The organism is Streptomyces sp. WAC07094, assembly GCF_036320405.1.
In the GTDB taxonomy this organism is placed as follows: Bacteria; Actinomycetota; Actinomycetes; order Streptomycetales; family Streptomycetaceae; genus Streptomyces; species Streptomyces lannensis.
Map to the genome: position 1 here is coordinate 97,725 of NZ_JAVMJZ010000002.1, position 22,201 is coordinate 119,925.

At 68.3% G+C, this 22,201-nt stretch carries 25 protein-coding genes and 2 pseudogenes; 12 read left to right on the forward strand and 15 right to left on the reverse strand.

The genetic code is table 11. The features are described from left to right. Positions 1-159: 159 nt before the first annotated feature. The gene (locus tag RCR19_RS38505; protein ID WP_331269749.1) at positions 160-372 is read right to left on the reverse strand and encodes a hypothetical protein; all 213 of its coding nucleotides are present in this window, start codon (positions 370-372) and stop codon (positions 160-162) included. Between the two features lie 580 nt (positions 373-952). Here RCR19_RS38505 and RCR19_RS38510 point away from each other — a divergent pair. After that, positions 953-1,372 carry a VOC family protein gene (locus RCR19_RS38510; protein ID WP_331269750.1) on the forward strand — a complete coding sequence of 140 codons (420 nt, stop codon included), beginning with the start codon at positions 953-955 and terminating at the stop codon, positions 1,370-1,372. A gap of 184 nt (positions 1,373-1,556) precedes the next feature. On the opposite strand, the gene RCR19_RS38515 is transcribed toward RCR19_RS38510, so the two are convergent. Next, on the reverse strand, positions 1,557-1,970 hold the full coding sequence (locus RCR19_RS38515; protein WP_331269751.1) for a hypothetical protein: 414 nt from the start codon (positions 1,968-1,970) through the stop codon (positions 1,557-1,559). Between the two features lie 224 nt (positions 1,971-2,194). After that, positions 2,195-2,368, reverse strand: coding sequence for a hypothetical protein (locus RCR19_RS38520; protein WP_331269752.1), 174 nt, complete (start codon positions 2,366-2,368; stop codon positions 2,195-2,197). A gap of 203 nt (positions 2,369-2,571) precedes the next feature. Here RCR19_RS38520 and RCR19_RS38525 point away from each other — a divergent pair, with 203 nt between their 5' ends. Further along, complete coding sequence (locus tag RCR19_RS38525) at positions 2,572-3,057, forward strand: NUDIX domain-containing protein (protein WP_331269753.1); 486 nt, start codon at positions 2,572-2,574, stop codon at positions 3,055-3,057. Positions 3,058-4,108: 1,051 nt separating this feature from the next. Continuing rightward, on the forward strand, positions 4,109-4,321 hold the full coding sequence (locus tag RCR19_RS38530; protein WP_220289594.1) for a hypothetical protein: 213 nt from the start codon (positions 4,109-4,111) through the stop codon (positions 4,319-4,321). Positions 4,322-4,770: 449 nt separating this feature from the next. Here the strand turns inward: RCR19_RS38530 and RCR19_RS38535 are convergent, their stop codons facing one another. Continuing rightward, positions 4,771-5,217, reverse strand: coding sequence for a hypothetical protein (locus tag RCR19_RS38535; protein WP_331269754.1), 447 nt, complete (start codon positions 5,215-5,217; stop codon positions 4,771-4,773). A gap of 141 nt (positions 5,218-5,358) precedes the next feature. Here RCR19_RS38535 and RCR19_RS38540 point away from each other — a divergent pair, with 141 nt between their 5' ends. The 4 genes from RCR19_RS38540 (at position 5,359) to RCR19_RS38555 (ending at position 7,876) form a co-directional block, all read left to right on the forward strand. Beyond that, entirely contained in the window at positions 5,359-6,051 is a 693-nt protein-coding gene (locus RCR19_RS38540) for a hypothetical protein (RefSeq protein ID WP_331269755.1), read from the forward strand. A gap of 239 nt (positions 6,052-6,290) precedes the next feature. Next, on the forward strand, positions 6,291-6,548 hold the full coding sequence (locus RCR19_RS38545; protein ID WP_331269756.1) for a helix-turn-helix domain-containing protein: 258 nt from the start codon (positions 6,291-6,293) through the stop codon (positions 6,546-6,548). An 8-nt stretch (positions 6,549-6,556) separates the two neighbouring features. After that, positions 6,557-7,318, forward strand: a complete 762-nt coding sequence (locus RCR19_RS38550; RefSeq protein ID WP_331269757.1) for an IS3 family transposase — start codon at positions 6,557-6,559, stop codon at positions 7,316-7,318. A 369-nt stretch (positions 7,319-7,687) separates the two neighbouring features. Continuing rightward, a complete protein-coding gene (locus RCR19_RS38555) occupies positions 7,688-7,876 on the forward strand; it encodes a hypothetical protein (protein ID WP_331269758.1) in 189 nt (62 codons plus the stop codon). A 218-nt stretch (positions 7,877-8,094) separates the two neighbouring features. On the opposite strand, the gene RCR19_RS38560 is transcribed toward RCR19_RS38555, so the two are convergent. Both RCR19_RS38560 and RCR19_RS38565 read right to left on the reverse strand, forming a co-directional pair. After that, a complete protein-coding gene (locus RCR19_RS38560) occupies positions 8,095-8,463 on the reverse strand; it encodes a helix-turn-helix transcriptional regulator (protein ID WP_331269759.1) in 369 nt (122 codons plus the stop codon). A 1,464-nt stretch (positions 8,464-9,927) separates the two neighbouring features. Beyond that, complete coding sequence (locus tag RCR19_RS38565; RefSeq protein ID WP_331269760.1) at positions 9,928-10,473, reverse strand: MarR family transcriptional regulator; 546 nt, start codon at positions 10,471-10,473, stop codon at positions 9,928-9,930. Between the two features lie 137 nt (positions 10,474-10,610). On the opposite strand from RCR19_RS38565, the gene RCR19_RS38570 reads away from it, so the two are divergent. After that, the gene (locus tag RCR19_RS38570) at positions 10,611-11,174 is read left to right on the forward strand and encodes an NAD(P)H-dependent oxidoreductase (RefSeq protein WP_331269761.1); all 564 of its coding nucleotides are present in this window, start codon (positions 10,611-10,613) and stop codon (positions 11,172-11,174) included. A gap of 230 nt (positions 11,175-11,404) precedes the next feature. Here the strand turns inward: RCR19_RS38570 and RCR19_RS38575 are convergent, their stop codons facing one another. From RCR19_RS38575 to RCR19_RS38595, 5 genes are all read right to left on the reverse strand, one after another. Further along, on the reverse strand, positions 11,405-12,253 hold the full coding sequence (locus RCR19_RS38575; RefSeq protein WP_331269762.1) for a class II fructose-bisphosphate aldolase: 849 nt from the start codon (positions 12,251-12,253) through the stop codon (positions 11,405-11,407). A gap of 97 nt (positions 12,254-12,350) precedes the next feature. Beyond that, positions 12,351-13,280, reverse strand: coding sequence for a DMT family transporter (locus tag RCR19_RS38580; protein ID WP_331269763.1), 930 nt, complete (start codon positions 13,278-13,280; stop codon positions 12,351-12,353). Then, entirely contained in the window at positions 13,267-14,277 is a 1,011-nt protein-coding gene (locus tag RCR19_RS38585) for a BadF/BadG/BcrA/BcrD ATPase family protein (protein ID WP_331269764.1), read from the reverse strand. Before RCR19_RS38585 ends, RCR19_RS38580 begins: the two co-directional genes overlap by 14 nt. Positions 14,278-14,311: 34 nt before the next feature. After that, a complete protein-coding gene (locus RCR19_RS38590; RefSeq protein WP_331269765.1) occupies positions 14,312-15,484 on the reverse strand; it encodes an SIS domain-containing protein in 1,173 nt (390 codons plus the stop codon). Then, positions 15,481-16,773, reverse strand: coding sequence for a D-tagatose-bisphosphate aldolase, class II, non-catalytic subunit (locus RCR19_RS38595; RefSeq protein WP_331269766.1), 1,293 nt, complete (start codon positions 16,771-16,773; stop codon positions 15,481-15,483). The genes RCR19_RS38590 and RCR19_RS38595 overlap by 4 nt, the downstream gene beginning before the upstream one ends. A gap of 150 nt (positions 16,774-16,923) precedes the next feature. On the opposite strand from RCR19_RS38595, the gene RCR19_RS38600 reads away from it, so the two are divergent. Beyond that, the gene (locus RCR19_RS38600) at positions 16,924-17,712 is read left to right on the forward strand and encodes a GntR family transcriptional regulator (RefSeq protein WP_331269767.1); all 789 of its coding nucleotides are present in this window, start codon (positions 16,924-16,926) and stop codon (positions 17,710-17,712) included. A 106-nt stretch (positions 17,713-17,818) separates the two neighbouring features. Here RCR19_RS38600 and RCR19_RS38605 read toward each other — a convergent pair whose 3' ends face one another. The 3 genes from RCR19_RS38605 to RCR19_RS38615 all read right to left on the reverse strand — a co-directional run bounded on the left by RCR19_RS38605 (position 17,819) and on the right by RCR19_RS38615 (position 20,255). Then, positions 17,819-18,397, reverse strand: a complete 579-nt coding sequence (locus RCR19_RS38605; RefSeq protein WP_331269768.1) for a 1,4-alpha-glucan branching protein — start codon at positions 18,395-18,397, stop codon at positions 17,819-17,821. A gap of 463 nt (positions 18,398-18,860) precedes the next feature. Next, complete coding sequence (locus tag RCR19_RS38610) at positions 18,861-19,493, reverse strand: NAD(P)H-dependent oxidoreductase (protein WP_331269769.1); 633 nt, start codon at positions 19,491-19,493, stop codon at positions 18,861-18,863. A 42-nt stretch (positions 19,494-19,535) separates the two neighbouring features. After that, positions 19,536-20,255: a DsbA family oxidoreductase gene (locus RCR19_RS38615; RefSeq protein WP_331269770.1), complete on the reverse strand. Its 720-nt coding sequence runs from the start codon at positions 20,253-20,255 to the stop codon at positions 19,536-19,538. A gap of 101 nt (positions 20,256-20,356) precedes the next feature. Here RCR19_RS38615 and RCR19_RS38620 point away from each other — a divergent pair, with 101 nt between their 5' ends. Beyond that, complete coding sequence (locus RCR19_RS38620; protein ID WP_331269771.1) at positions 20,357-20,797, forward strand: helix-turn-helix domain-containing protein; 441 nt, start codon at positions 20,357-20,359, stop codon at positions 20,795-20,797. 120 nt (positions 20,798-20,917) lie between these two features. On the opposite strand, the pseudogene RCR19_RS43325 reads toward RCR19_RS38620, so the two are convergent. Then, positions 20,918-21,153 (reverse strand): annotated as a pseudogene (locus tag RCR19_RS43325) (Tn3 family transposase); the annotation flags it as partial. A gap of 79 nt (positions 21,154-21,232) precedes the next feature. Between RCR19_RS43325 and RCR19_RS38625 the strand changes: the two are divergent. Beyond that, positions 21,233-21,382 (forward strand): annotated as a pseudogene (locus tag RCR19_RS38625) (glycerol-3-phosphate acyltransferase); the annotation flags it as partial. Between the two features lie 297 nt (positions 21,383-21,679). Next, a complete protein-coding gene (locus RCR19_RS38630) occupies positions 21,680-22,018 on the forward strand; it encodes a helix-turn-helix transcriptional regulator (RefSeq protein ID WP_331269772.1) in 339 nt (112 codons plus the stop codon). Positions 22,019-22,201 lie beyond the last annotated feature (183 nt).

Below are 22,201 nucleotides of genomic sequence, written 5' to 3' on the forward strand. Positions count from 1 at the left end.
GTCATTCCTGGGGGCGGAATAGGGCCAGGCCCGGGCCGAAGTGACGGTCGTGCCGGCGGTAGGGGAGGGATGGTGTGACCGTCTTTTGCCGCCGGGCGACTCACGGCTACTGACCCGGGTGGACAGCCTGGACGCCGGTGCCTGAGCACGCCTTCGGCGTCACGGTGAGCAGGAAGCGGCCGTGGGGTGGGCCGCGGAGGGTCGGGCGGCGTGGATGGCGTGGACGGCAGCCCAGGAGTGCGCGAAGCGCAGCAGCTCGGCGGCTGTGACCGCGGCGTCGGGGTCGAACGTCTCGATCCCGATGAACCGCAGCCTCTCGATGTAGCCGAGCAAGCCGGGCCGCTCGACGTCGCCGGCCGTCAGTGACAGCACCGGCGAATTGCAGAGATCACCGAGTCCGTCGGAGGCCTGGACCAGAACGCGGCGACCGCCTTGTTGAACGGATCCTTCCGGTCCTGCAACGCCGCGGCGGATGTGCGGTCCGGGCCGACCGCGATCGCCGCCACTGCGCGGCCGACCGCGGACCGTGCGAGGCGGCGCCCAGGCGCTCCAGCAGAGTCCAAGCCGCCGCCTCCGGACTCGGCGCGTCACCGAGCGCGGAGGCAAGCTCCGAGCGGGGCGGCTCGGCACGCTCGGCGTATTCGGCCTGCGTCGGCGTGCGTTGCGCCAGGTCCTCGACCAGGCCGTGGATGGTCGTATCGCGCTCGGCCGCCGTCCGGGCCGTCGGGTCCTGCGCGGCGGTCCCGGCGCGGCAGGCGCGGATACGGTGCGCGTGTCCAGGGGCGGGCCATCTGGACCAGTAGGCGAAGAAGTGAAGGTTCGGGTCTTTGAGCTGCGGCCGTGATCTCGATCAACACAGCGACTACGACGAAGCCGAAGTCCGCCGATGAGTTCCGCCGGCCGGGCCGGTCTACCACGACGCACGCCATCCAGGCACTGAAGGAGACCCACCATGTCCAATCCCGCGCACCCCGGCCGCATGCTGTTTGTGAACATGCCTGTAGCGGACCTCGAGCGCAGCAAAGCGTTCTTCTCCAAGCTCGGGTTCAGCTTCGACCCGATGTTCACCGACGAGACCGCCGCCTGCATGCCTGTCGGCGAGCAGGCCTTCGTCATGCTCCTCGGCCGCGAGAAGTTCGCGGAGTTCGCGAAACTGCCGATGGCCGATCCCACCACGCACACACTGGCGCTGTACTGCTTCAGCGTGTCATCCCGCGACGAGGTCGATGCGGTCAGCGCCGCTGCGCTCGCGGCGGGCGGCGGCGAAGCCGATGGCGCCGAAGACCACGGCTTCATGTACTCACGCAGCTTCTTCGACCTCGACGGCCACGGCTGGCAGGTCATGTGGATGGACCCGGCGGCAACGGCATAGGGTCGGAGGCGTTCACGGCCTCCATGCAGGACACCGACGTGCCGGCCTGATCGACCTCCGTGCTCCGCACGTGTGCCGTCGTCGCGTGGTGCGGGCGGCAGCGAGCCGCGTGGGCAAAATCGGCGGGCCGGTAGTCGTGGTCGTGGGTACTGTCTGCGACCACGACGTAGGTGACAGTCAGAGGTCAAATGGCGGCAATCTCGAATCCGGAGGATTCGTCCCACGGAACCGCTCTCCACAGGCTCACCACGGCAGCCCAGATGCGGTGCACCAGAGCCCAGTCGGGGTTGTCCCCACTGAGGGTGACGGTGGCAAGCAGGTCGCATCCCCAGATGCCCCGCTCGTCATCGGGTGATGCGGCGATCACGGACGCTGCGATCTCGGCTACGCCCACGTGTACTTCCAGGGTCAGCAAGTCCGCGACCGGCCTGTCGATGCCGGTACCCAGTCTGAACGCGGCCACCGAATCTTCGAACGGCCCCAGCCATTCGCCTACCAAACGAGCGCCGCTCTCCAGCAAGTAGTCAAGCAGGCGATCAAGCGCTTCGTCGCCTCTCTCTTCTCCAGAACGGCAGAAGAAGCTGAGTCGGTAGGCCACGGGTCCCCTGTCGCGCGTACTTGATCGGAAGTTGTTTCCAGTGCGCCATCATGCACCCGTGCCCGCGGTCGCGGGGCGGTGCGGCGGCTTTGCGCTGTCGAGTCCCGCCACCAGCGCTTGGGCGGCCGTTTCGGAGGGGTGCTCCGTGGCCCGGCACCCTCAACGTGAGCCGGGCAAGCGCCTGTCAGGGGGCATGAGCGCGTCTGCCGGCGCTGCTCCTCGTGTCAGTCGGAGGGAATCAGGTAGCCGTGGACGTCGGGCTCGTATTGTTTGTGATCCGAAGTTGGTGGAGTCCTCCTGGCGGGCAATGCTCCCAGTATGGAAAGGGTAACCGGGCCGTCCGGGTTGACGGTGATGTTCTCCGGCGCGTTACCGGTGGAGAAGTCGAACGTCGCCACGGTGCGGACATCGGTGACGGAGGGCCGGGCGTGTGCGTGCTCGGTAGGGCTCAAGCGTAGGGGCTGTCATTAGGACAGCACTGGTAGCCACGCCAAGTGGGTGCGCCCCTCTGACGGCAAGGGCCGGGCGCCGACGCTGCGGCCTGCTTGACTGATGAACTCAAGTTCGAGGCCGCGGACTTCTTTCCCGAGAGGACGCCAGAATGACGAACGCGTGGCTCCCACCCGAGCAGTACATCGAGACCATCGCCCGGGCCACGTCCTACGCCTGCCTCTACTTCACTGACGTCGCCGGCCGTCCCTTCCAACTTCGCTCCCACAACGAGTGGGAGGTCTGGCAGTGGGCCGGCGGCAACCTGGAACGCGGCGAAACGCCCTGGGATGCCGCTCGGCGCGAGTGCCTGGAAGAGACAGGCATCAACTTCCAGGGGACGCAACGGCTCCTGGGCGTCCACTTCATCCCCGAGCGGGAGAATTGGCCTGCGAACCACATCGGTTTCATCTTTGACGGAGGGGAGCTCACCGATACCCAGCTCTCCCAAGTGCGCCTTACCCACGAGCACACCGAATGGCGCGTGGCGACGGTCGACGAGTGGCGTAGGGAGATGTCGCCGGTCAAGTTCAATCGGCTCAAAGCGATTCACGCCGCTCGGGAAACGCGAACCATCGCCTACCTGGAAAGCCTGTAGGAGGCCCCGGACGCGTGTTGAGTCGGGATCAGCGGGTGTCGTGGGTGAGGTTGTTGAGCCACGTCGTCCAGGCGAGCAGGCGGAGCCGACGAGATTGTTGTTCTGAGACCAGTCGTATCGGGTGGCGATTCCTTGCCAGGCCACAGTAGTGCCGCGGTGAAGCCGCCGCCCGGAGAGATGACACGTTGAACAGTTGGTCAGTTGAGGAGGTGGGCTTCGCGGCAGGCGCAGGTCCGGTGGGCTGATGTCCCTGCATTGCCGTGTGCAGGGGAACCATCGCCTCGAACGCAGTAGGCGGGACCGGCACGGTCTGCGCGGCCTGACTGACCGGGGCGCTGGTTGGGCTCTGGTTTGCGGGGTGTCTGTCGGGAGTTGTCCCGGGGGCCGGCGCCTACGTGGGGGTGAACTCGCCTTGCATGCGCGCACGGGTTGCTCGCGATTCCGCTTGGTCGGTGTGCGAGCTGGATCGCGCTGAGGAGGTCCTGGTGGGGTGGGTGGCTGACGTGCTGCCGGCGTGCCCAGCGGCAGGGTAGCTGTGTCCGAGGCGGGTGCAACTGCCGTGTAGCTATGGGTATTTGATGCCTCGTCGGTCGAGGCGGGTGGGTTTGTCGAGGGAACGTTGGCGGGTTGGGCTGGTGGGTGCGGTGTGAACGGTTGTACGTTTTTGAACGCTTGTCGGGTATGGGGGGTTTGCGTTTCTGTGTGAGGTTCGGCTACCGTCCAGGGCCTCCGGACAAATTGTTCGGAGTGTTTGGACGGCGGGGTTTGGTCATGACCTGTTGGCCCTTGTGCCAATGGGTCCGCCGTTTCCGCTGCTCCGCAGCCGGGTTCCCGCATGACCCGGCTGTGGGGCGGTGGGTCCCCCTCGTTCGGACGCTGTTGTGGTGCGGGAGGTTGGGTCGGTGTGTGGTTCACCGCCGGCCGGGCTCTCGCGCCGCAGGTGCAGGACGCGGCCCAGGGCGGCGGTTCGGAGGATTCACTCTTCGGCCGCCTGGGCTCGGTGCCCGTTCTGTTCGACCGTTCCTTTGACAGGATGAAAGGTGTTTCTTCCATGAACATGGACCAGCTTGAGGCCGAGACCGCGGAGCTGCTGCCCGGGCGGGAGGCGCTGGGGAAGTTCTCGTTCAACTTCACCAAGATGACCAACATCACGAAGAAGGTCGCTCACGTGGACGCGCACAACGAGTCCGAGGCGGTCAACTCGTGCTCGCCGTACGCGGTCGCGCAGTCTGAGGCTTCGCAGGCCATCAGCGTGCAGCAGTAAGACCCGGTGGTGCAGGGTCGCTCATGCAGCGGAACGCGGCCCTGCACCCGCCCCACCCGCGGAACCCGGCACGTCGGGAAGCCGGCCCCGGCACCGCCCTTCGGCGGAATGGAAGCCCTGCTGCCGTGTGCCTGGTCTGGGATGCGGTCCTGGACTCCGCTGATCGCGGTTCGCGGTCCTGTGTTCCGGCTGGTGTGGTGCATGGGCTTGTGTCCGGTGGTCCGCCCGGTGCCGGGTTCCAAGTTCGAGGTTCTGGGCTGTGGGTTTGCGGTCTGTGTCGTGCCTGTGATGTTCGCGGGCTGCACACCTTGTGGTTCACCGGCCGCGCGTGTTGTTGGGATCGTCGGCTGCGCGTCTGGCATGTGAGGTGTGTGTGATGCAGGCCGTGTGCGGTGGTGCGTGCCGGTTGCGGTGATGCCGTGCGGCCGGTACGCCCGCCGTGCCGGGCTTCAGCAGCTCCCGCTGCTCGGACCGGGAGCCGGTTGTGGCAGGGACTCCGCACCCCGCACCGACCGCTTCACAGCCGATCCTTCACCGGGACCCTCGCCCCGGGCCCGCCGCCGGGCCGTCCCACCCTCCGGCCGACCGGCGGCCGTGCCGTCGTCCGCTGCCTCCAGCCCCGCCCCGGCCTCCTCGAGTCCGGGCAGCGTCTCCCGGACGCCGAGTGCGTCCCCTACGCGCACCCACCCCACGCCGGATCCGTCGGGGAGCAGCCCGACCCCGTCCGTGACCGGCACGCCCCCCACCGGCTCACCCTCACCTTCACCGTCCACCTCCACCTCGCCCACACGTTCACCCTCACCCTCGGGCACGTCACCGTCGCTGCCGGGGCCGCCGGGTCGCCGGGCCGCGGTGGTACCTGAGGCCGGCTCGGTCGCCTTGACGGCAGGGAGCACTTGAGCTCCGCTGCCTGCCGTGAGCAGCACCTTTAACTGTTGTCTTCGCCTTCATACAGGTCATTTTCGGTGTGGGCGTCGTGGGGCCGTTGGCCTTGTCCGGCGTCTGCTCTACCGCCTTTATGGCAGGAGGAAATTTTCATGAACCATCGCAAGCCTTCGACGCGTCGTCGTTCGCGGTCGGCTGTCGGTCTTGGTTTGGGGGTTGCGGCGAGTGCGACGTTGTCTCTCGTGGCGGCCACGGGTACGGCGGCGGCGGGTCCGGTGGCGGGCCGGTCGGGTGGTGCGGCGATCGCTGTGGATCTGGCGCAGGCGCGTGCGGATCGGACGCGGGTGAATCAGTTCGATGAGTCGTTTCGGATTCACGAGTACGGGCCGTCGGTCGCGGTGAGCGCCTACAACCGGGCGGTTGCCCAGTCGGTGGGCTGTTCGGTCCATGCGCCGTGCCGGTCGGTTGCTCTGTCGTTCCAGATCGTGACCACGGCGGGCAGCAATGCGCGGCTGATCAATGCGACCAATCTCAGTCAGGCGGTCAATGAGCACTGTCCGGGGTGTCAGACGTTCTCCGGGGCCTATCAGTTCGTGGTGGCCACGCCGAGGGCGTTCACGCTGGGCAGTGCCGCGCGTCGTGAACTGGCCGTCATCGAGGACCAGGTGGAGGCGTTGAAGACCTCGCGGGTGTCGGTGGCGGAGGTGACCCGGCAGGCGGACGTGCTCGCGCGGCGGGTCAAGGCCGTGCTGGACGGTGAGATGGCGCGGGCGCCGAGGGCGACCGGTTCGGATCCGCTGGCCGATTTCGCTCCGCATGTGACGATGTACCGCCACGTGCGCTGAGGCCCCCTTTCAAGCGCTCAGGGCTGCGGACTCCCACCGCAGCCCTGAGCCCCGGGAGGGGAGCACCCCCTCTGTCCTTCGTTCCGGCACCCCGACCGGCCCCATCCCCGCTTCGCCCTCGGCCCCCTTCGTCGCCCTGTTTCGTGCCGTCGTGTTCGGTGGCACGGCCTGGCGTGGGCGGGTGAGTGGGTGCGGGGCGCGGTCGGGTGTGGTTTGTTTCTTTTCCCGTGTGAGGTCCGGTGAGCAGTTCTCATCCGTCCAATGTGCGCGATCAGGCTCTGCAGCTTCTTTTCCAGGGGCGTTCCGTCAGGGATGTGGCGGTGCAGCTGGGGCTGCCTCAGCAGACCGTCTATCGCTGGCACCGCACGTGTATCTCGCAGTCGGAGTTGATGCAGGCCCGCGCCCGTATCGAGGTGCTGGAGGGTGAGGTCGCGGCCTGCCGGCATCTGATCGACCTGATGAAGGAAGTGGTGCCCCCAAAAGACGGTACGAGATGATCGCGGTGATGGCCCGGGAGGGTTTCACCGCCCGGATGACCATCGGCCTGCTGGGGGTGTCCGAGTCCGGCTACTACGCCTGGCGGGAACGCACTCCGTCGGCGCGCTCGCTGCGCCAGGCGTGGCTGAGCCGGATCATCCGTGACATCCACCGCTCCTCGGGGGCCGTCTTCGGATACCGCCGTATCCGGCAGGAACTCGGTCACCGCTACGGCATCAACGTCAGCCATCAGACCGTGGAACGCCTGATGGGCCAGGCGGGCCTGCGCGGCCGTTCCGGACGCGTCGGCTACCACGGCCCCGGGCCGGCCGGCGGGCCGGCCACCGGTCCGGGCAGCGGGCCGGCCGGTGGGGTGGGGGGCCGGCGCTGGATCATCGACGTCGACAGCCCCGATCATCCTCACGCCGTCTGGTGGGCTGCGATCGTCCTGGACACCACCACCCACCGCCTCATCGCCTTCTCCACCGGCAGGCGCCCCACCGGCCACCTCATCGAGCAGGCACTGGACCAGGCGATCACCCAGGAAGCCGCCACACCCCCCGCCCCGGACACGGCCGGTGAACTGGCCGGCTGCTCCTTCACCGCCCGCGCCCACGCCCTGCGCCGCGCGCCCGGCTCCGGGACGGTCGGCGACTGGTACGAACACTCCCTGACCGAGGCGTTCTGGCACACACTGCGCCGCGAACTCGCCCACCACGCCCGGCCAGAAGCAGACCACCACGGCCAGACACTCCTCGACACCCTCGAACGCCTCACCCGCCAACCCTGACCACCCACCCCCCGGCCAAAACCCGCACCCGCACCCACCTTCGGGCCGCACGACCCGCGCCCAACCCGTCGCCGGCCTCGGCATCCGGTGCCCGCCGCCCCCTCCACGCCCCGCCGGCCCGGTCCCCGCACCGGCCTCGACCCACGCGCGCCAGTCATGACCTGCCCGCTACGACCACAACCCGCCCACCCGGACGACCCGTTCGGCCACGATCTTCCCGCCCCGGCCACGACCTACCCGCACCGGACTGCCCGCTTATTTTTGCCTCTGCGCGCTTCTTCTTCGATCCGTCCCATTCGATCCCGCTCATGACGAAGGAACATGGACATCACTCCACCTCTGCCCATCGCCCAGGTGTTTCGGACCGAGATGAATCACGACGGGCCCCTGTCGGCGACCCAGGCGCACCAGGTCCTGCTGTACTGCGCGCTGGACGCGGCGTGTGTGCCGATGGACCCGCTCGCCGTGCAAGCGGTCGTCCGGCTGGCGCAGTTGGACTATCCCACCGTGCAGGCCGTCATCGACTGGATCACCACGGCCGGGACCCCGCGGCCTTGACCCGGTCCCGCCCCGGCCCGCTCCGCCCCGTTCAGGAACAGGCACCCGCCCCCCGATCCCACCTCCGGATCACGCCCTGGGGTCTGCTCGTCCCGGCCCCGTCAGGCTTTCCGCAGACGCGCAAGACCAGCGGCGTGTCGGACGGTTCGACAGACGCCCGCAGGCGTTGGGAGCAGGAGCGGAAAAGAAGGCGGAAAAAGAGAAGAAGAGGAAGGAGGTCAGGATTCGCCGGCGCGGAGCAGGGATTCGACGAGGACGGCGACGTGCCGGCGGTCGGTGGGGCTGAGTTTGTGGACGCTGGCGATGAGGATCTCCACCTCGGGGTCGGCGATCTTGGGTCCGTTCTCGAAGTAGACGTGGACGCCCGCGGCTTCGGCCGCGGCCCGGTGGATCGGTGCCACCGGTACTCCCAGTCCCCGGGCCAGGCCTTCCAGGGTGGCCTGCTGGGGCATCTGCGCCAGCCGCACGGACGTCGCGAGATGGTGGACCGTGGAGCGGGAGATCCCGCCACGGCGCGCTACATCGCTGTAGGACCACCCTTTTTGATCCAGCTTGCTTTTGATCAGTTCCTGCAGTGTGTTGGGCACCGCTGGTTCTTCCCGCCCTCGACCGGCCGCTTGTCAATGAGTCTAACGGCCCCGCCCCCGGGCAGTTCTGCACGAGCCCGCACCCCCCCGGGGGCGCACTGCCCGAACGGTATGAGTCCGGCGTCCCATCGGCGTAGGCCGCGGCTCAGCCGCCGCCGTCCCGCGCACCCGCGTGCGCTCCCGGGCGCTCGCATGCCCACCGGAAGCCGGTGTCCTGTGGGGGTCGGGTCGATTGCGGGGTGCCGGGGTGTGCGCTTCGGCCTTGCCGTGGGGGAGGGCCTGTTGGCCGGTTCGGCGCCCGGGGCGCGAGCCGGGCGGCGCGGCAAGGGAGTGGGGACGGTTGTCTGCAAGCACTCCCTGGGCTCCAGCGTACGGAGTTGTATCGGCCCATGGGCAGGTCGGGCTGAAAGCGCCGTGGTTCAGCAGGGCGATGCGGCCCCGCTTCGATGGGGTGGGCGGGATTCCGTGGTCGTTGCAGGATGTGTCGGTATGCACACGAAAATTTGGACGGCCGCTCGGCCGCGGGGAGAAGGCGACCGGCGGAGCAGGCCTGCGTATCCTCGCGTCGACTCCCGACGTCGGGAGGGGGCTGGGAGGGGTGTGTACGTGCTGAGACTGCTTGGCTTCTTCGACGACTTCGGTTACGCGGGCGAGTGGCGGTCGGACCGCTCAGGGGCCAAATGCAACCAGCCGGTGAACCGGATGAAGCGGAAATTGTGCAGTATTTGGATGTGGGTCATCGCGTTACATACTTCATGGAGGCGGGGGTCGATGTCCTCACAGGTGAGGTTCACCGGCACACGTCGGGCTGCTCGTCGCTGGTCACCGATGGCGTGTGGATATGGCGCGCGGACTTTGCGCACTATCTGGAGGCGTATCACGTGCCACTGCCCGCGGCCTTCACTGCGCGCGTGCGGCGGCTGCACCACCAGATGCCGGACCTGGTCGGTGCGGACTTTGCGCCGGTCTTCGACGAGCTCGTCGCGGGATTCGGATGGACGGAGGTGGACCCGTGGGACGGCGGGTCGGTTCTGCGTCCACGACCACGAGCTGTCCTGACGAGGAGGGAATTTGTAGCCAGGCTCCGACAGCAAAGACCTTCCGGACCCTGGGGGAGGGCGCCACGCAAGCCGCGCAGGGGCAGGGAGTAGCTCTTCACTCGGCGATCGACACAGGTCGGGTCACCAGTTCATGGGTTGCGTTGGTGCCGTTGCACTCCCGCTTGCCTGTACCGACTGGTGCTGACCATTCGGCACGCGTCCAGGCTGCTCACCGTCTGTCCACGAGCCGGAAGTGTTCCTCCCGCTCACGGGTCAGCTTTTTGCGTCCCCGCGATACCCGGATCTTGCGGATCTCGAAGGGCAGGAGGCCCCGCCTTCATGCCCGGATCGCCGGAAGACCATCCGACCGAGTCACCACATGCAGCCGACGCCCCGTAACCCCCTGCGTCTCGCACCGGGTCCGTCACGGAGTGGCACCCCGCTGTGAGGGCTGAGGGGCGGTGTCCTTGGTGTGGCAGGCCTGCTGCTCGTGGCGGTCGATCCGCTTGCCGATCTTCTCGGCGGCGGTGCGCAGGAGGGTGAGTTCGGCGGGGTCGAGAGCGTCGAAGACGAGGTCGCGCACCCGGGCCACGTGCCCGGGGGCGGCTTCGACGAGGTGGGCGTGGCCGGCGTCGGTCAGGATCGCTTGGGTGTACCGGCCGTTGAGGGGGTCGGCTTCGCGGCGGACGAAACCCCGGCGTTCCAGCCTGCTGATCATGTGCGAGAGGCGTGACTGCTCGGAATTGGCCAGGACGGCCAGCTCGCTCATGCGCATGCGGTGTCCCGGCTGGTCGGACAGTCCGGCAAGGACGTAGTACTCGATGAAACTGAGGTCCGCGTCCTGCTGCAGCTGCGCTCCCAGGGCGGTGGGCAGTCGGTGCAGCATCAGGGAGAACTGCTGCCACGTCTCCAGTTCTGCCGGGGTCAGCCAGCGGGGCTGACCGTGCGACGGCTGGGGCTGTTCGGGCATGTCCGGAGTCTATCCGGCATGAACGTTCACACGTCAGAGCGACGCTTGAATCTTCATGAGTCGCGCCCTAGGGTGTGACATGAATGTTCAAGTGAAGGGGTCGGCCTCCGTCGGCGGCCCGTCAAGGAGAAGACCACATGAGTGACCTGAAGATCGCCGTCATCCTCGGCAGCACCCGTCCCGGCCGCAACGGCAAGGCTGTCGCGGACTGGGTGGTGGACCGCTCCGGCGCTCGCGCCGGCGTCGAGTACGAGCTGGTCGACCTCGCCGACTACCCGCTGCCCCACCTGGACGAGGCCATGCCGCCGGCCATGGGCCAGTACCAGGGTGAGCACACCCAGGCATGGGCGGCAAAGATTGCAGAGTTCGACGGGTACATCTTCGTGACCCCCGAGTACAACCACTCCACCTCCGGCGTACTGAAGAACGCGATCGATTACCTGTACGGCGAGTGGAACAACAAGGCCGCCGCTTTCGTCTCCTACGGTTCTCTCGGCGGCGCCCGGGCCATCGAGCACCTGCGGGGTGTGGCCAGCGAACTGCAGATCGCCCACGTGCGTCAGCAGCTGTCCTTCTCGCTGTTCACCGACTTCGAGAACTTCTCCGTCTTCAAGCCGGCCGAGCAGCACGACGCTGCCGCGACCACCCTGTTCGAGCAGCTGGAATCCTGGGCCCGCGCCCTGAAGACGGTCCGCGGCTGACGCTCCGGTCCGCCGGAAAGCGGGCGTGAGGACTTCCTCCCCCGCCGTAGCCCGCAGGAGAGGCGCCGAACGCCGGATGCCGCGTTGGTTGCGGGTTCGGCCGGCTTTGCGGCCGACGTCCGCAACGGGGCCCCGGCATCCCGGGGCCCCGTTTGCGGACGTCGGCCCGTTCCGCTTTCCCGGGGGCAGGCGGGCACCCGGGCGCCCCTTGCGGTTGAGGCGTGTCGTGGTCAGGTCGCCAGCACAGTGAGGACGTCTCGCACGGTAATCACCACGGCATCGCGGGCCGGGCCGAGGTATTTGCGCGGGTCTGTCAGCGCCGGCTCCCTGAGCAGCACATCGCGGACGGTATGGGTCAACGAGATGTTGAGGGCCGTCCCGATGTTGATCTTTACCATGCCCGCCAGAACCGCGGCGCGGAGTTCTGCATCGGGAACCCCGGATGATCCGTGCAGCACCAATGGGACTGGAACAGTCTCTCGAAGGCGTGCGATGAGGGTGTGGTCCAAGGCCGCCGACCGCTCGGTCATGGCGTGGCTGCTGCCGACCGCGACAGCCAGGGCGTCCACACCCGTACGCGCCACGTAGTCGGCGGCTTCCGCCGGGTCGGTGCGCACTCCTTCGGCGTGCGCACTGGCGGGGGAGTCGGGCTTGCCGCCCACGTACCCCAGTTCGGCCTCGATCCAGAGGCCCGCTTCGTGCGCCCACCGTGCCGCCGAGGCGGTGGCGGCGAGGTTGTCGGCGTAGGACAGTGCCCCGGCATCGAACATCACCGATGAGAAGCCGGCGTCGGCCGCTTGGTGCAGCAGGCCGATATCGGTGACGTGGTCGAGGTGAAGAGCGACGTCGACCGTTGCCGTCTGAGCTATGGACGACGCCGCCAGTGCGAGGGGAGTGAGCCGTCCCCCGTGGTACCGCACGGCGTTCTCGCTGATCTGCAGGATCACGGGCCGGCCGGCGGCCTCGGCGCCCGTCACGATGCCCTCGGCGTGCTCCAGGGTGATGACGTTGAAGGCGGTGACGCAACTGTGCTCGGCGGCAGCCCGGGCGACGAGGTCTCCGGTGGGGACCAAGGACATGTGCGTACTCCTCGTACGTGGGGGCTCGGCTTGTCGTGGGGGAGAGACCTGGCCCGCCCGCTGGGCGGGCCGGGTCCAAACTGCAGGATGCAGCGGCCTACGATCCGACAGCCGGTGTCGACGGCTCCAGGACCTGCGGAATCTCCTCGCGCTTCTCGTCGGCGTAGACCATCAACGTCGATCCACCGAGGGCGAGCACGATGCCGACCGTCGCCCAGATCGTCGGCAGCGTCTGATAGACCACCAGCGACAGCACGATCGTGAGGACGGGCGCCAGGGCGTTGGTGATCGGTGCGACGACGCTGGCCTTCCCGCGGCTGAGCGCCATGACGAGGAACAGTGCGCCCACGGCGTTCAGGATCTGGGTGCCGGCGGTGAGCGCCGGGGCCTGCCAGGGCGCGTCGGGCAGCCCACCCATCATGAGAACGGCGACAGGGACGAGGAGCAGTCCGCTGATGGTCATCCAACCGAACGTCGTCGCGTCGTTGACACCGGCGAGGGCGGCCTTGCGCATGAAGAACGCTTGCGCTCCCCAGGCCACACAGATGAGGACAGCCAACAGCAGCCAGGATCCGGTGCTGACCGAGCCGCCCGCGCCCGCGGGGATGCTGATCAGCACGATGGCGATCAGTGCGGCGATCACTCCGATGACGGCGAGCTTCCCTATCCGCTCCCGGAGCAGTGCCACAGCCATCAGGACGGTGATCACGGGGGAGAGGGAGACCACGGGGAAGATCAGGTACGCGGGACCATCGGACAGCGCCTGGAACAACAGGAGTTGACCGCCCGCTCCGGTGAGTCCGGCCGCGAGCCCGTACACCGCTGCGATCGGGCGGCGGTCGAACCGTTCCCGGCGCAGTGCGACCGCGGCCGGGACAAGCATCGTGAAGGCCCAGATGACGTAGATCATCTCGTCCGGATAGCCATAGCGCTCAGTCGGCTGACTGGAGAACGCTCCCCAGACGCCCCAGAACAGAACCAACAGGCCCGCGTAGAGGATCCAGGTTCGTTTGTCACGCGTCGTCATGGCTGTCCTCCGTGGTGGTGATGTCCGAGCTGGAGCGCAGGGTGGCCAGTGCCTCGGTGCCGAGAGGGGTGCCGGCGAGCTTGGCCGCGTAGATCGCGGCGCCCACCACCGGTTCGAACAGGGGTTGCCGCAGCTCGTATTCGGCCGCACTGCTCTTGAGCGCGCCGGTGAATGCGTCGAGCACGCGGGGCGAGCGGAAGACGCCGCCGGAGTAGGAGACGAGGACGGTCTCGTCGGGGGAGAAGCCGAGGCGGCGTCGGGCACTGTCCACCAGCAGGGCCAGTTCCCTGCCGGCATCGATGAGGATGGCGGTTGCCTCCGTGTCACCCGCCGCGGCCGCCTCGACCACCAGCGGGGTCAGTGAGGCGATCTCGCTGCGGTGTCCCTCCCAGCGGTTGAGTACGACGTCGATCACCTCGAGATCCGAGGTCAACTCGAGATGCCGGCGCAGTAGTTCGACCAATGGACCCTCGGGCAACCGGCCGTCGCTCATCCGGGAGAACACGTTCAGTGCGCGGGCGGCGATCCAGTACGCCGATCCCTCGTCGCTGAACAGTTCGCTCCAGCCGCCGGTGCGGACGCCATGGCCCTGCCGCTCGCCGTAGGTCATCGAGCCGGTGCCGCTGATCACGTTGATGCCGTCCACCGCGCCGAGCGAACCGGCCCAGCCGCAGATCATGTCGTTGTCGCTCGCGTAGCGCCGGTGCCCCAGTACCCGGCCGGGGGCGGCGTCCAGCGCGGCGACGTCGCCGGGGACCTCTCCGTAGCCGGGCAGGCCCAAAAACGCGTGGTCGATGTCCGCGGGTGTGATGCCCGCGGCCTTGGTCACGGCCCCGATGCCCTGTTCGAGGACCCGTACGACGTGGTCGACGCCACCGGTGGCGTTGTCTGCGAAATAGTAGGCACCCTCTCCGAGAGCGCGGGCCCGGATGGTGCCCGCACTGTCGATCAGACAGAAAGCTGTCTTCGTGCCTCCGCCGTCCACACCTAGAAACATCGTTGTTCCTCCGCTCGGCTTTCTCGGGACGCTGTTACGCGACGTCGTTCCGTCGCTCGGGGAGCGCGTGCACGGTCACGCCCTGCACCACGCGGTTCACCTCTCCCGAGGGGAACGGGTTGTCGGGCCGGATGCCGCGGGCCATGGAGGAACGCAGTGCGATGAGCTGCGCGGTGACCACGGCGGGCAGGGCGATCGCGGCGTCGTCGGCGCCGACGAGTCCGGGCAGTAGCCAGGTGTCGTCCCCGGGCAATCCGTCGGGGGACGCGGTGACGGCCACGACGCTGCCGGGCGCGAGGCCCGCGCGCAGCTCGGTGATGATGTCGAGGTCGTAGCGGCGCGTGTAGGGGTCGTTGGATACGTACACGACGACGGCCGTGCGGTTGTTCAGCACCGACTTGGGGCCATGGCGGAAGCCGAGTGAGGACTCCGAGGACGCGACGAGTGCGCCCCCTGTCAGCTCAAGCAGCTTCAGAGCGGACTCCTGGGCCAGGCCCTTCAGCGCGCTGCTGCTGCCGAGGTAGACCAGCCGTTCGGGCCGGCGGGCCAGCAGGGCGTCGATGGCCGGGTCCAGGCCTCCTGCCGTGATGTGCTCGGCCGCCGCGGCCGGTGCATCGATATCGCCGGTGTCCAGCGCACCGAAAGCGAGCAGAGACGCCAGCAGCATGCTGGTGAAGCTCGACGTCATGGCGAAGCCCTGGTCGTTGGCCGCGGCGGGCATGAGCAGGACATGGGACGCGGAGGTCTCGCCGTGCGTCCGGGCCAGGTGTCCGGCGCTGTTGCAGGTGATGACGAGGTGGTTCACACGCGTCAGTACCTGCTCGGCGAGCCGGGTGGCCGCGACGCTCTCGGGGCTGTCCCCGGACCGCGCGAAGGACACCAGCAGCGTGGGGACGTCGTAGGGGAAGGCGGCATAGGGGTCGGCGACGATGTCGGTGGTGGACACCGCGTCCACGTGCCGACCGGTGGCCTGCGCTATCGCCGACCGGACGACCTCCCCGGCGAAGGCCGAGGTGCCGGCTCCGGTCAGGACGATCCGCAGGTCCTTCTCGGCGAGCAGCGGTTTGAGGAACGTGTCCAGGCGGTCCCGCCCGTCGGCGACGATCGCGCCGACCTCACGCCATACCGAGGGCTGCTGAGTGATCTCCGCGACCGTGTGGTCGGCCCCGCCGCCCTGGGGCATCGCGGTATGGGTGGAGGTGGTCACACGTACTCCTTGTCTTGAACACGGCATGCGCGGTCGTAGTCGCGCAGGACGTCTCGGATCCGGTCGACGACCAGGTCCCGGGGCGTCGCGGTCAGAGCACCGGTTCGAACCCGCCGGTACTGGTCGGGCAGGTGGGCACTCAAAAGGGGAAGGGGGATGTCGAGGGCCGAGAGATTGGCGAACAAGCGGTCCTGCGCGGCGGCTATCTCGGGGTCCGGCCAGTAGTAGCGCATACGGTCGCTGTAGCTGTATCGCCTGGCCAGCCGCTGCTCGGCAGCGTCTCCCTCGTAGTACCCCGACCACCAGGAGGGCTCGTCGCGCATCCGGCGGTCCACCACCTCGGTGATTCCGGAGCGCACCTGGGGGGCAACGAGCTCGTCCTCGATGGCAGCCAGTGCGAACAGGGCCTCGCGGAGCGCGAACGTCAGCCCGGGGCCCACTTTGAGTACGGCCCAGTGGTCCTCCACCAGGGCGGACAGACCGTCGACGGTCTGGTAGTCCGTCGAGTGGGCCTCAAACACCATGTTCGGCTCGCCCGCGAGGACCTCACGCAGCTCGGTCGTCCGCTCGCGCCGGTAGTCGAACACCTGAAGGTGGTCGAATTCGACACCCGGCTGCACGACCAGGGCCATCACACGGGGCCAGGCCTCGGCGACATGGTGCGCCATGAACGCGTCCCGATTGCGCTCCAGGGTCAGGCGTGCGGACGGAGGGCTGGTGGCCGCCATGTCCTCCAGGGTCTCGTGGGCCCCTCCCGGCACCGGCACCTCGGTGCCGATGACGTAGCGCAGGGCGCCGGCAAAGCCGCCCGCGGTCTCCTCGGCCACACGCACCAGGCGGGCAGTGCGCTCGGCGACCACGTCGTCAGTCAACGGTACGGGGTCGCCGGCGCAGGAGAAGCTGCAGTCGAGGTGGATCTTCGTGAAGCCGGCCCGGACGTACGCCGCGACGAGGATGTCCGCCTCGGCCATCGCCTCCTGCGGCGGCAGCGAGCGCCACCGGTTGGGTCCCAGGTGGTCTCCGCCGAGGACGACCCGGTCCAACGGCAGGCCGTGCTCGGTGGCGATGCCGTGAACCAGCTCGCGGAAGTCCTCCGGCCGCATGCCGGTGTACCCGCCGTACTGGTCTACCTGGTTGGAGGTCGCCTCCACCAGGAGTGTGCCTCCCGAGGCGAGAGCCTGGCGTACGGATGCCTCGATGACCAGCGGGTGGGCCGAGCACACAGAGGTGATGCCGTGCGACTCACCCGCCTTCTGGCGTCGCACCACTTCGTCCAAGGGGTTCCACATGATCCGCTCCAAGGTTCGCCGAAGGGCGCGGCCCGAAACGGTACGCATGCCTCCGGAAACGTCTCCGGAATGCTATTGGTATGCCTCTCGGTCGTCAATGGTCTCAATCTGGTATTGCACTGGTCTTAGTCGAACTGGTATATATCTGGTATGCCATCGGACAATGCTCTCCCCCAGGGCCTGCTGGGCGCCGACTCCCTGCCCCTGTACTCCCAGATCGCCGGCCGCCTTTTGGACGACATCGCCGCCAACGGCGCCCGACCCGGAGACCGCCTGCCGTCCGAACGGTCACTGGCCGGCCGGTACGGGGTCTCACGCGTCACGCTGCGCAGCGCGCTGAACGAACTGGCGGAGCGCGACGTCATCGAGTCCGCGCCCGCCCGTGGATGGTTCCTCGCTCAGGGCTACGAACGCGCGGTACCGGCCTCCCGGCCGTCATCCGCTCCCGAAGGCGGTCAGTCGGTGCAGGGCTTCGCCGACTACGCCGACCAGCACGGTTTCCAACTCCGGGACGAGGTCCTGGAATCCAGGGTCCGAGCAGCCACGGTCCAGGAGTCCGAGCTGCTGCGCATCGGCCCGGGTGCGGCGCTCTTCGAGATGCGCCGACTGCGTTTCCTGGATGACATCGTCGTCGTGCTGGAGCACAACCGGCTGCCCCTCGGGCTGTGTCCGCAACTGGCAGAAACCGACTTCACCAAGGACACCCTCTTCGCCACCCTCCGCCGCGCCGACCCACCCCAACTGCCCAAGGTCGCCGACTACTCCGTAGAGGCCCGGCATCCCACCGAGGAGGAGCGCAACCTGCTGGAGATCACCGATGCGACCCCCGTCCTGGTCGCCACCCAGCTCGCCTTCAACCAGAACGCCCAGCCACTGGAACTCACCGCAGCGGTGTTCCGAGGTGACCGCTACCACTTCCGGGCCTCGATCACCGGGTGAACTCGTCGCCTCCGGACCGGCACCGAATGCGACCGCTACCAGACACCCAGGACGAATGCCTGAACCGCCGGCCGTGGCCGCGCGCCTGCTGTCTGTGCGCGATCTCTTACCGCAGCGCGACGGCCGCGAGTACGCCCCGCGCAGCCGTTCCGTCTGGCCAGGTCCACCGGGCGACGAGGTGTGCGGACGAGCTCTGCGCGGTCCCAGTCGGCTGCAGGACGCGGTTGATGTGAACGTCGGGCCCGGCCTCGGAGCCGGTTCTGTGCACGGTGACGGTGGGGTCAGGGGTGTCGCTCTTGCTCTGGTGCTGCGGCACTGACTCGCCTCGCAAGAGCGCTCGCAACTGGGCCATGACCACCGGGTCGTGGACGCCGTCGTAGATCCACCGGGTGCCGAGCACCCCGTGCTCGGACGTGCCGATCAACGCCTCGCCGGGGGCATCCTCCAGTGCCGCACCGCGGTAGCCCATCGGCACCAGATACGCCACCGGCTCCTGGGCGGTGGTGTCCGCTACGATCATGAACTCGATCCCGACCGCGCCTTTCGGGTCATCCAGACGGAACCCGCCGGCCTTGACCAGTTCCGGCGCTTGTGCGTCGCCCACGTACCAGCTCTGCTTCGGCAGCCAGCCGGTGAGCAACTCCAGCTTGGTAGGCGTCATCGTGGTGCGATGGATCGCGGCCATGCGAGCTCCCTCACGGTAGGTCCGGCCCGTTCTCCGACGGGATGCGATCGAACCTATAGGGCGCGGCCGGGCTTCTTCTTCGTCAGCTCTCCTCCGTCAGCGACGGCGTCGACCAACTGCTCCGACTGGAAAGCCAGTAACCGATCACCGGCCACCACGTGCACGTGCGCCGGCGGATGTGTGTCAGCACGTGTTGCGGCGCCGGTGCACGGAGTCGTTGCGGCCTGTGAAATCTTCTGACGGCAAATACAGGATTCCTGGTCCGCCCCTACTCGGACCCTGAATCTACTTACCCGCGCTGGATGGTGACGGCTGTGTGAGTCCGTTCGGTATGCGGCCGCGGTGCGCAGCCATGTGGATGTGCCGCCGGCGGTCGTGAGCTGTGGGGTCGCTCGCGGGGCGGCGGGCTCGCGCAGCGTGGTGCTGTGCGAGCCCGAAGCAGGGCCTGCCGGTTCCGGTGGCCTCAGGCCGCCGGGGCGAGGTCCACGGCGTTGCGGCGGGCAAGGTCGTGGGCTTCGGCCAGGGAGGTTTCGTGGAGCGGGAGTAGGTGCTTGAGAGGCTCCATGACCGGCGCGTACGTCAGCTCCGGAGTGATGGTGCGGACATCGAGGCCCAGTGTGTCGCCGAGGATGGTCTGAAGGGTGGGAACGACGAAGTCCTTACCGTGCTGGGGGCTGCCGGGGCCGTAGCCGCCGCCGCGAGCGGAGACGAGGACGGCCGGTCGGCCGGCGGCAGGGTCGGCATCGCCCATACCGAAGGTCTTTCCGGGGATCATGATGTGGTCGAGCCAGGCCTTGAACACCGAGGGCATCGAGTAGTTGTACATGGGGACCGCGAAGAGGTAGGCGCTCGCGCCCAGGAACTCCTCGACGAGCTCGTCCTGCAGCGCGGCCGCCGCGCGTTGCTGTGGCGTCTGCTGGTGGGCGGGGACCGTCCGGGCGGTGATGCCGGCAGCGTCCAGGTGGCCGAGCGGGTTGCGGGCGAGGTCGCGGCTCACGACGTCTTCGCGCCAGAACTTGACGAAGGTGTCGGCGACCTGCCGGGAGTAGGAGGTCTCGCCGGACGCGGAGGAGTCGATACGCAGAAGGTAGGACATGGTCGTGCTCTCTGTATGTCGGGTGGTGTGGTGCGGGTGTGTTCAGGAGGCGTGTGTGCCGGAGACGGCACAGCCGTCAACGCCGCAGACTCCGTCGGCCTCGGCGACAGTGGGCAGCGACTGCGCGACGGGGTGGTCGGCGTCCCAGGCCTCGGTCATCGCGGAGAGGAGCTGGTCGGTCCCGACGGCGCCGTTGATGGTGCGGCGGCCGTCGATGACGAGGAAAGGCACACCCCGGGCGCCCAATCGTTGGGCCTCACGCTGGTCGGCTGCCACCCGTGTGCGGTAGCGACGGTCCTTTAGGACCTCGGCGGCAATCTCGCGGTCCAGACCCAGCCGGGCCGCGAAGTCGAGCACCTCGCTCGCGGTCCACAGCTTGCTGCCCTGCCCGAAATGGGCGCGGAACATCGCCGTCCACGCTTCGTTGCCACGCCCCTGGTCGGTGGCGTGGGCGAGCAGTTCGTGGGCCAGGTCGGTGGGGCCGAGCGTGCGGTCCAGCACGCGATAGGGTGCCAGACCCTCGGCCGCTGCCTGCCTCTCGACCGGCCGGAGGACCTGGTCGGCGACGGAGGGCATGCCGGCCTTTTCCAGCAGTTCCAGCTGCGTGATGCCTTCGCGTGGCAGGTCGGGGTGGAGCTGGAAAGAGCGGTGAACGAGCTGCACCTCGGCGGCGTGGTCGAAACGCTTCCATGCCTGCTGGAGCCGGTGGTCCATCAGGCCGCAGTAGGGGCAGACGATGTCCGACCAGAACTCGATCTTCACGGTGACCCTCTCTCACTTTTTGTTCGTAGCCACACTGTGCATTAGTCTGGCAAGCCTTACAAAAGGCACACTCATGTGCGCGCTGAGGAGAGGTGTCGGCCATGAGCTCGGGCAAGATCGGAGCGGTGCGTGCCGACGTGCTGCGGAATGTGCAGCGCCTGCCGGGCCCGTGCGCGCAGTGGGACAGTGCGCAGACGAACTTCATCCGCGAGATCCTCGACCTGGTCGGCGACAAGTGGAGCGTGCTGATCGTCGGCACGCTTGCCGAAGGCCCGGTGCGCTACTCCGACCTCGCGGACGCGATCCCCGGCATCTCGCAGCGCATGCTCACCCTCACCCTCAAGCACCTCCAGCGCAGCGGGCTCGTGAACCGCACCGCATACCCGGAGGTTCCGCCCCGTGTCGAGTACTCCCTGACCAACCTGGGCACCTCGCTGCTGTCCACGGTCCTGGACCTGGCTGCCTGGTCCGCCGGTCACTACCGTGAGATCCGCGATCACCAGAGTGCGTTCGACGCCGAAGCAACACGAACGAAGCGGTGAGGGTCGACCGCGGCCGCGCGGGAAGGACCGCGACTGCTTCCGGCTCTCCTGCGTGAGCATGAAGCGGGCCGTCGAGCGGCACGACGCCGCCCCAGTCCCGTCGGCTGAATCTCGCGGGGTCTCCTCCTCTCCCATCTCGTCGGCCTGCTCAGGCGCGTCCGGGACACGCAGGGCGCCTGCCGCCCGGACGGACGCGGCGAAGCTGTAGCGGCCGGGCAGGTTCGGATTGCGGTGCTTGAGCGGGGCAGCCGGGCGATGTCCTCCTCCCGGATCTCCTGGCCCTTGGCGCGGAGCTGTTCGACGGCGGCGTCGATGTGCTTCATTGTCCAGAGCACGACAATTGCCACCAAATCGCCCGGCAGCGATGGGTCTGCCCGGCGGGCGCGACGTGCAGCCGCTTCTCCGTCAACCTCCGTGCCTCCAACACCTGCCAGCCCCGCCGCCTTGAGGGCGACGATTGACCCGGCCGTTGCCCTGGACGGCGCCGAGTACCTGGTGCTCTCCACTCCCGCCCAGACCCTCCGCGGCAACCTCGCCGCGTGGGTGCCGCACATCGGCCCGGACACGGTGATCGTGTCGCTGATGTCATGGCGGGGAGGCTGCCATACGGCCGTCGGCGCCTGCCGAGTCGGCAACGCGGGGGCTGCCGCCGCAGCGCGTTCCGTGTCCCGGGGCGGTGCGGCCTCGCCGTCACAAAGTCCTGGTGCGGCCTGAAGTCCTCGTTCGGTGGGCTGAACACGCTGGTTGTCGCGGTCGTATCTGGGAGAGTGAAACTTCGTCACCCGCGGCGTCAACTGCCGCTTGGATGGCGTGAATCCGTATGTCCCCCCACCAGTGCGAGGACGCGAAACGCGTTCTCGCCCGCGCAGCACGGAGCATGTTGTGACTGACGATCTCTACCGCCGGCTCGGCGCCTACCTTCGCACCGTCCGCCAATCCCGCGGCATCGCCCAGGAGGATCTCGCCCGGGCGGTTAAACTCACCCGCGGTTCCATCGCCAATCTGGAAGCCGGCCGTCAGCGTATCCAGGTGCACACCCTCATCGCCGCCTGTCATGCGCTCGGCCTCGACCCGGCCGAGGCCCTGGCGCGAGCGCTGGAGGGCGGCAATGCGCCGGCGCCGTTACCGGCCGATGACCGGGCCCGGCTCGCTCCGCTTCTTCGTCAGCTCTCCTCAGTCCGCGACGGCATCGACCAACTGCTCCGACTGGAAAGCCAGTAACCCGCCATCTGCGACCGGCACCGCGCGCACGTGCCCTGGCGTATGTGTGTCAGTACGTGTTGCGGCGCCGGCGCACGGAGTTGCTCCGGCTCCACTGCCGGGCTCGAAGGGGCGTGTATCGGTGTGATGCACGCCCCTGCGGCAAGGTGATTCGGCCCCACTTTGATCGGCTGGTTCCGTCGG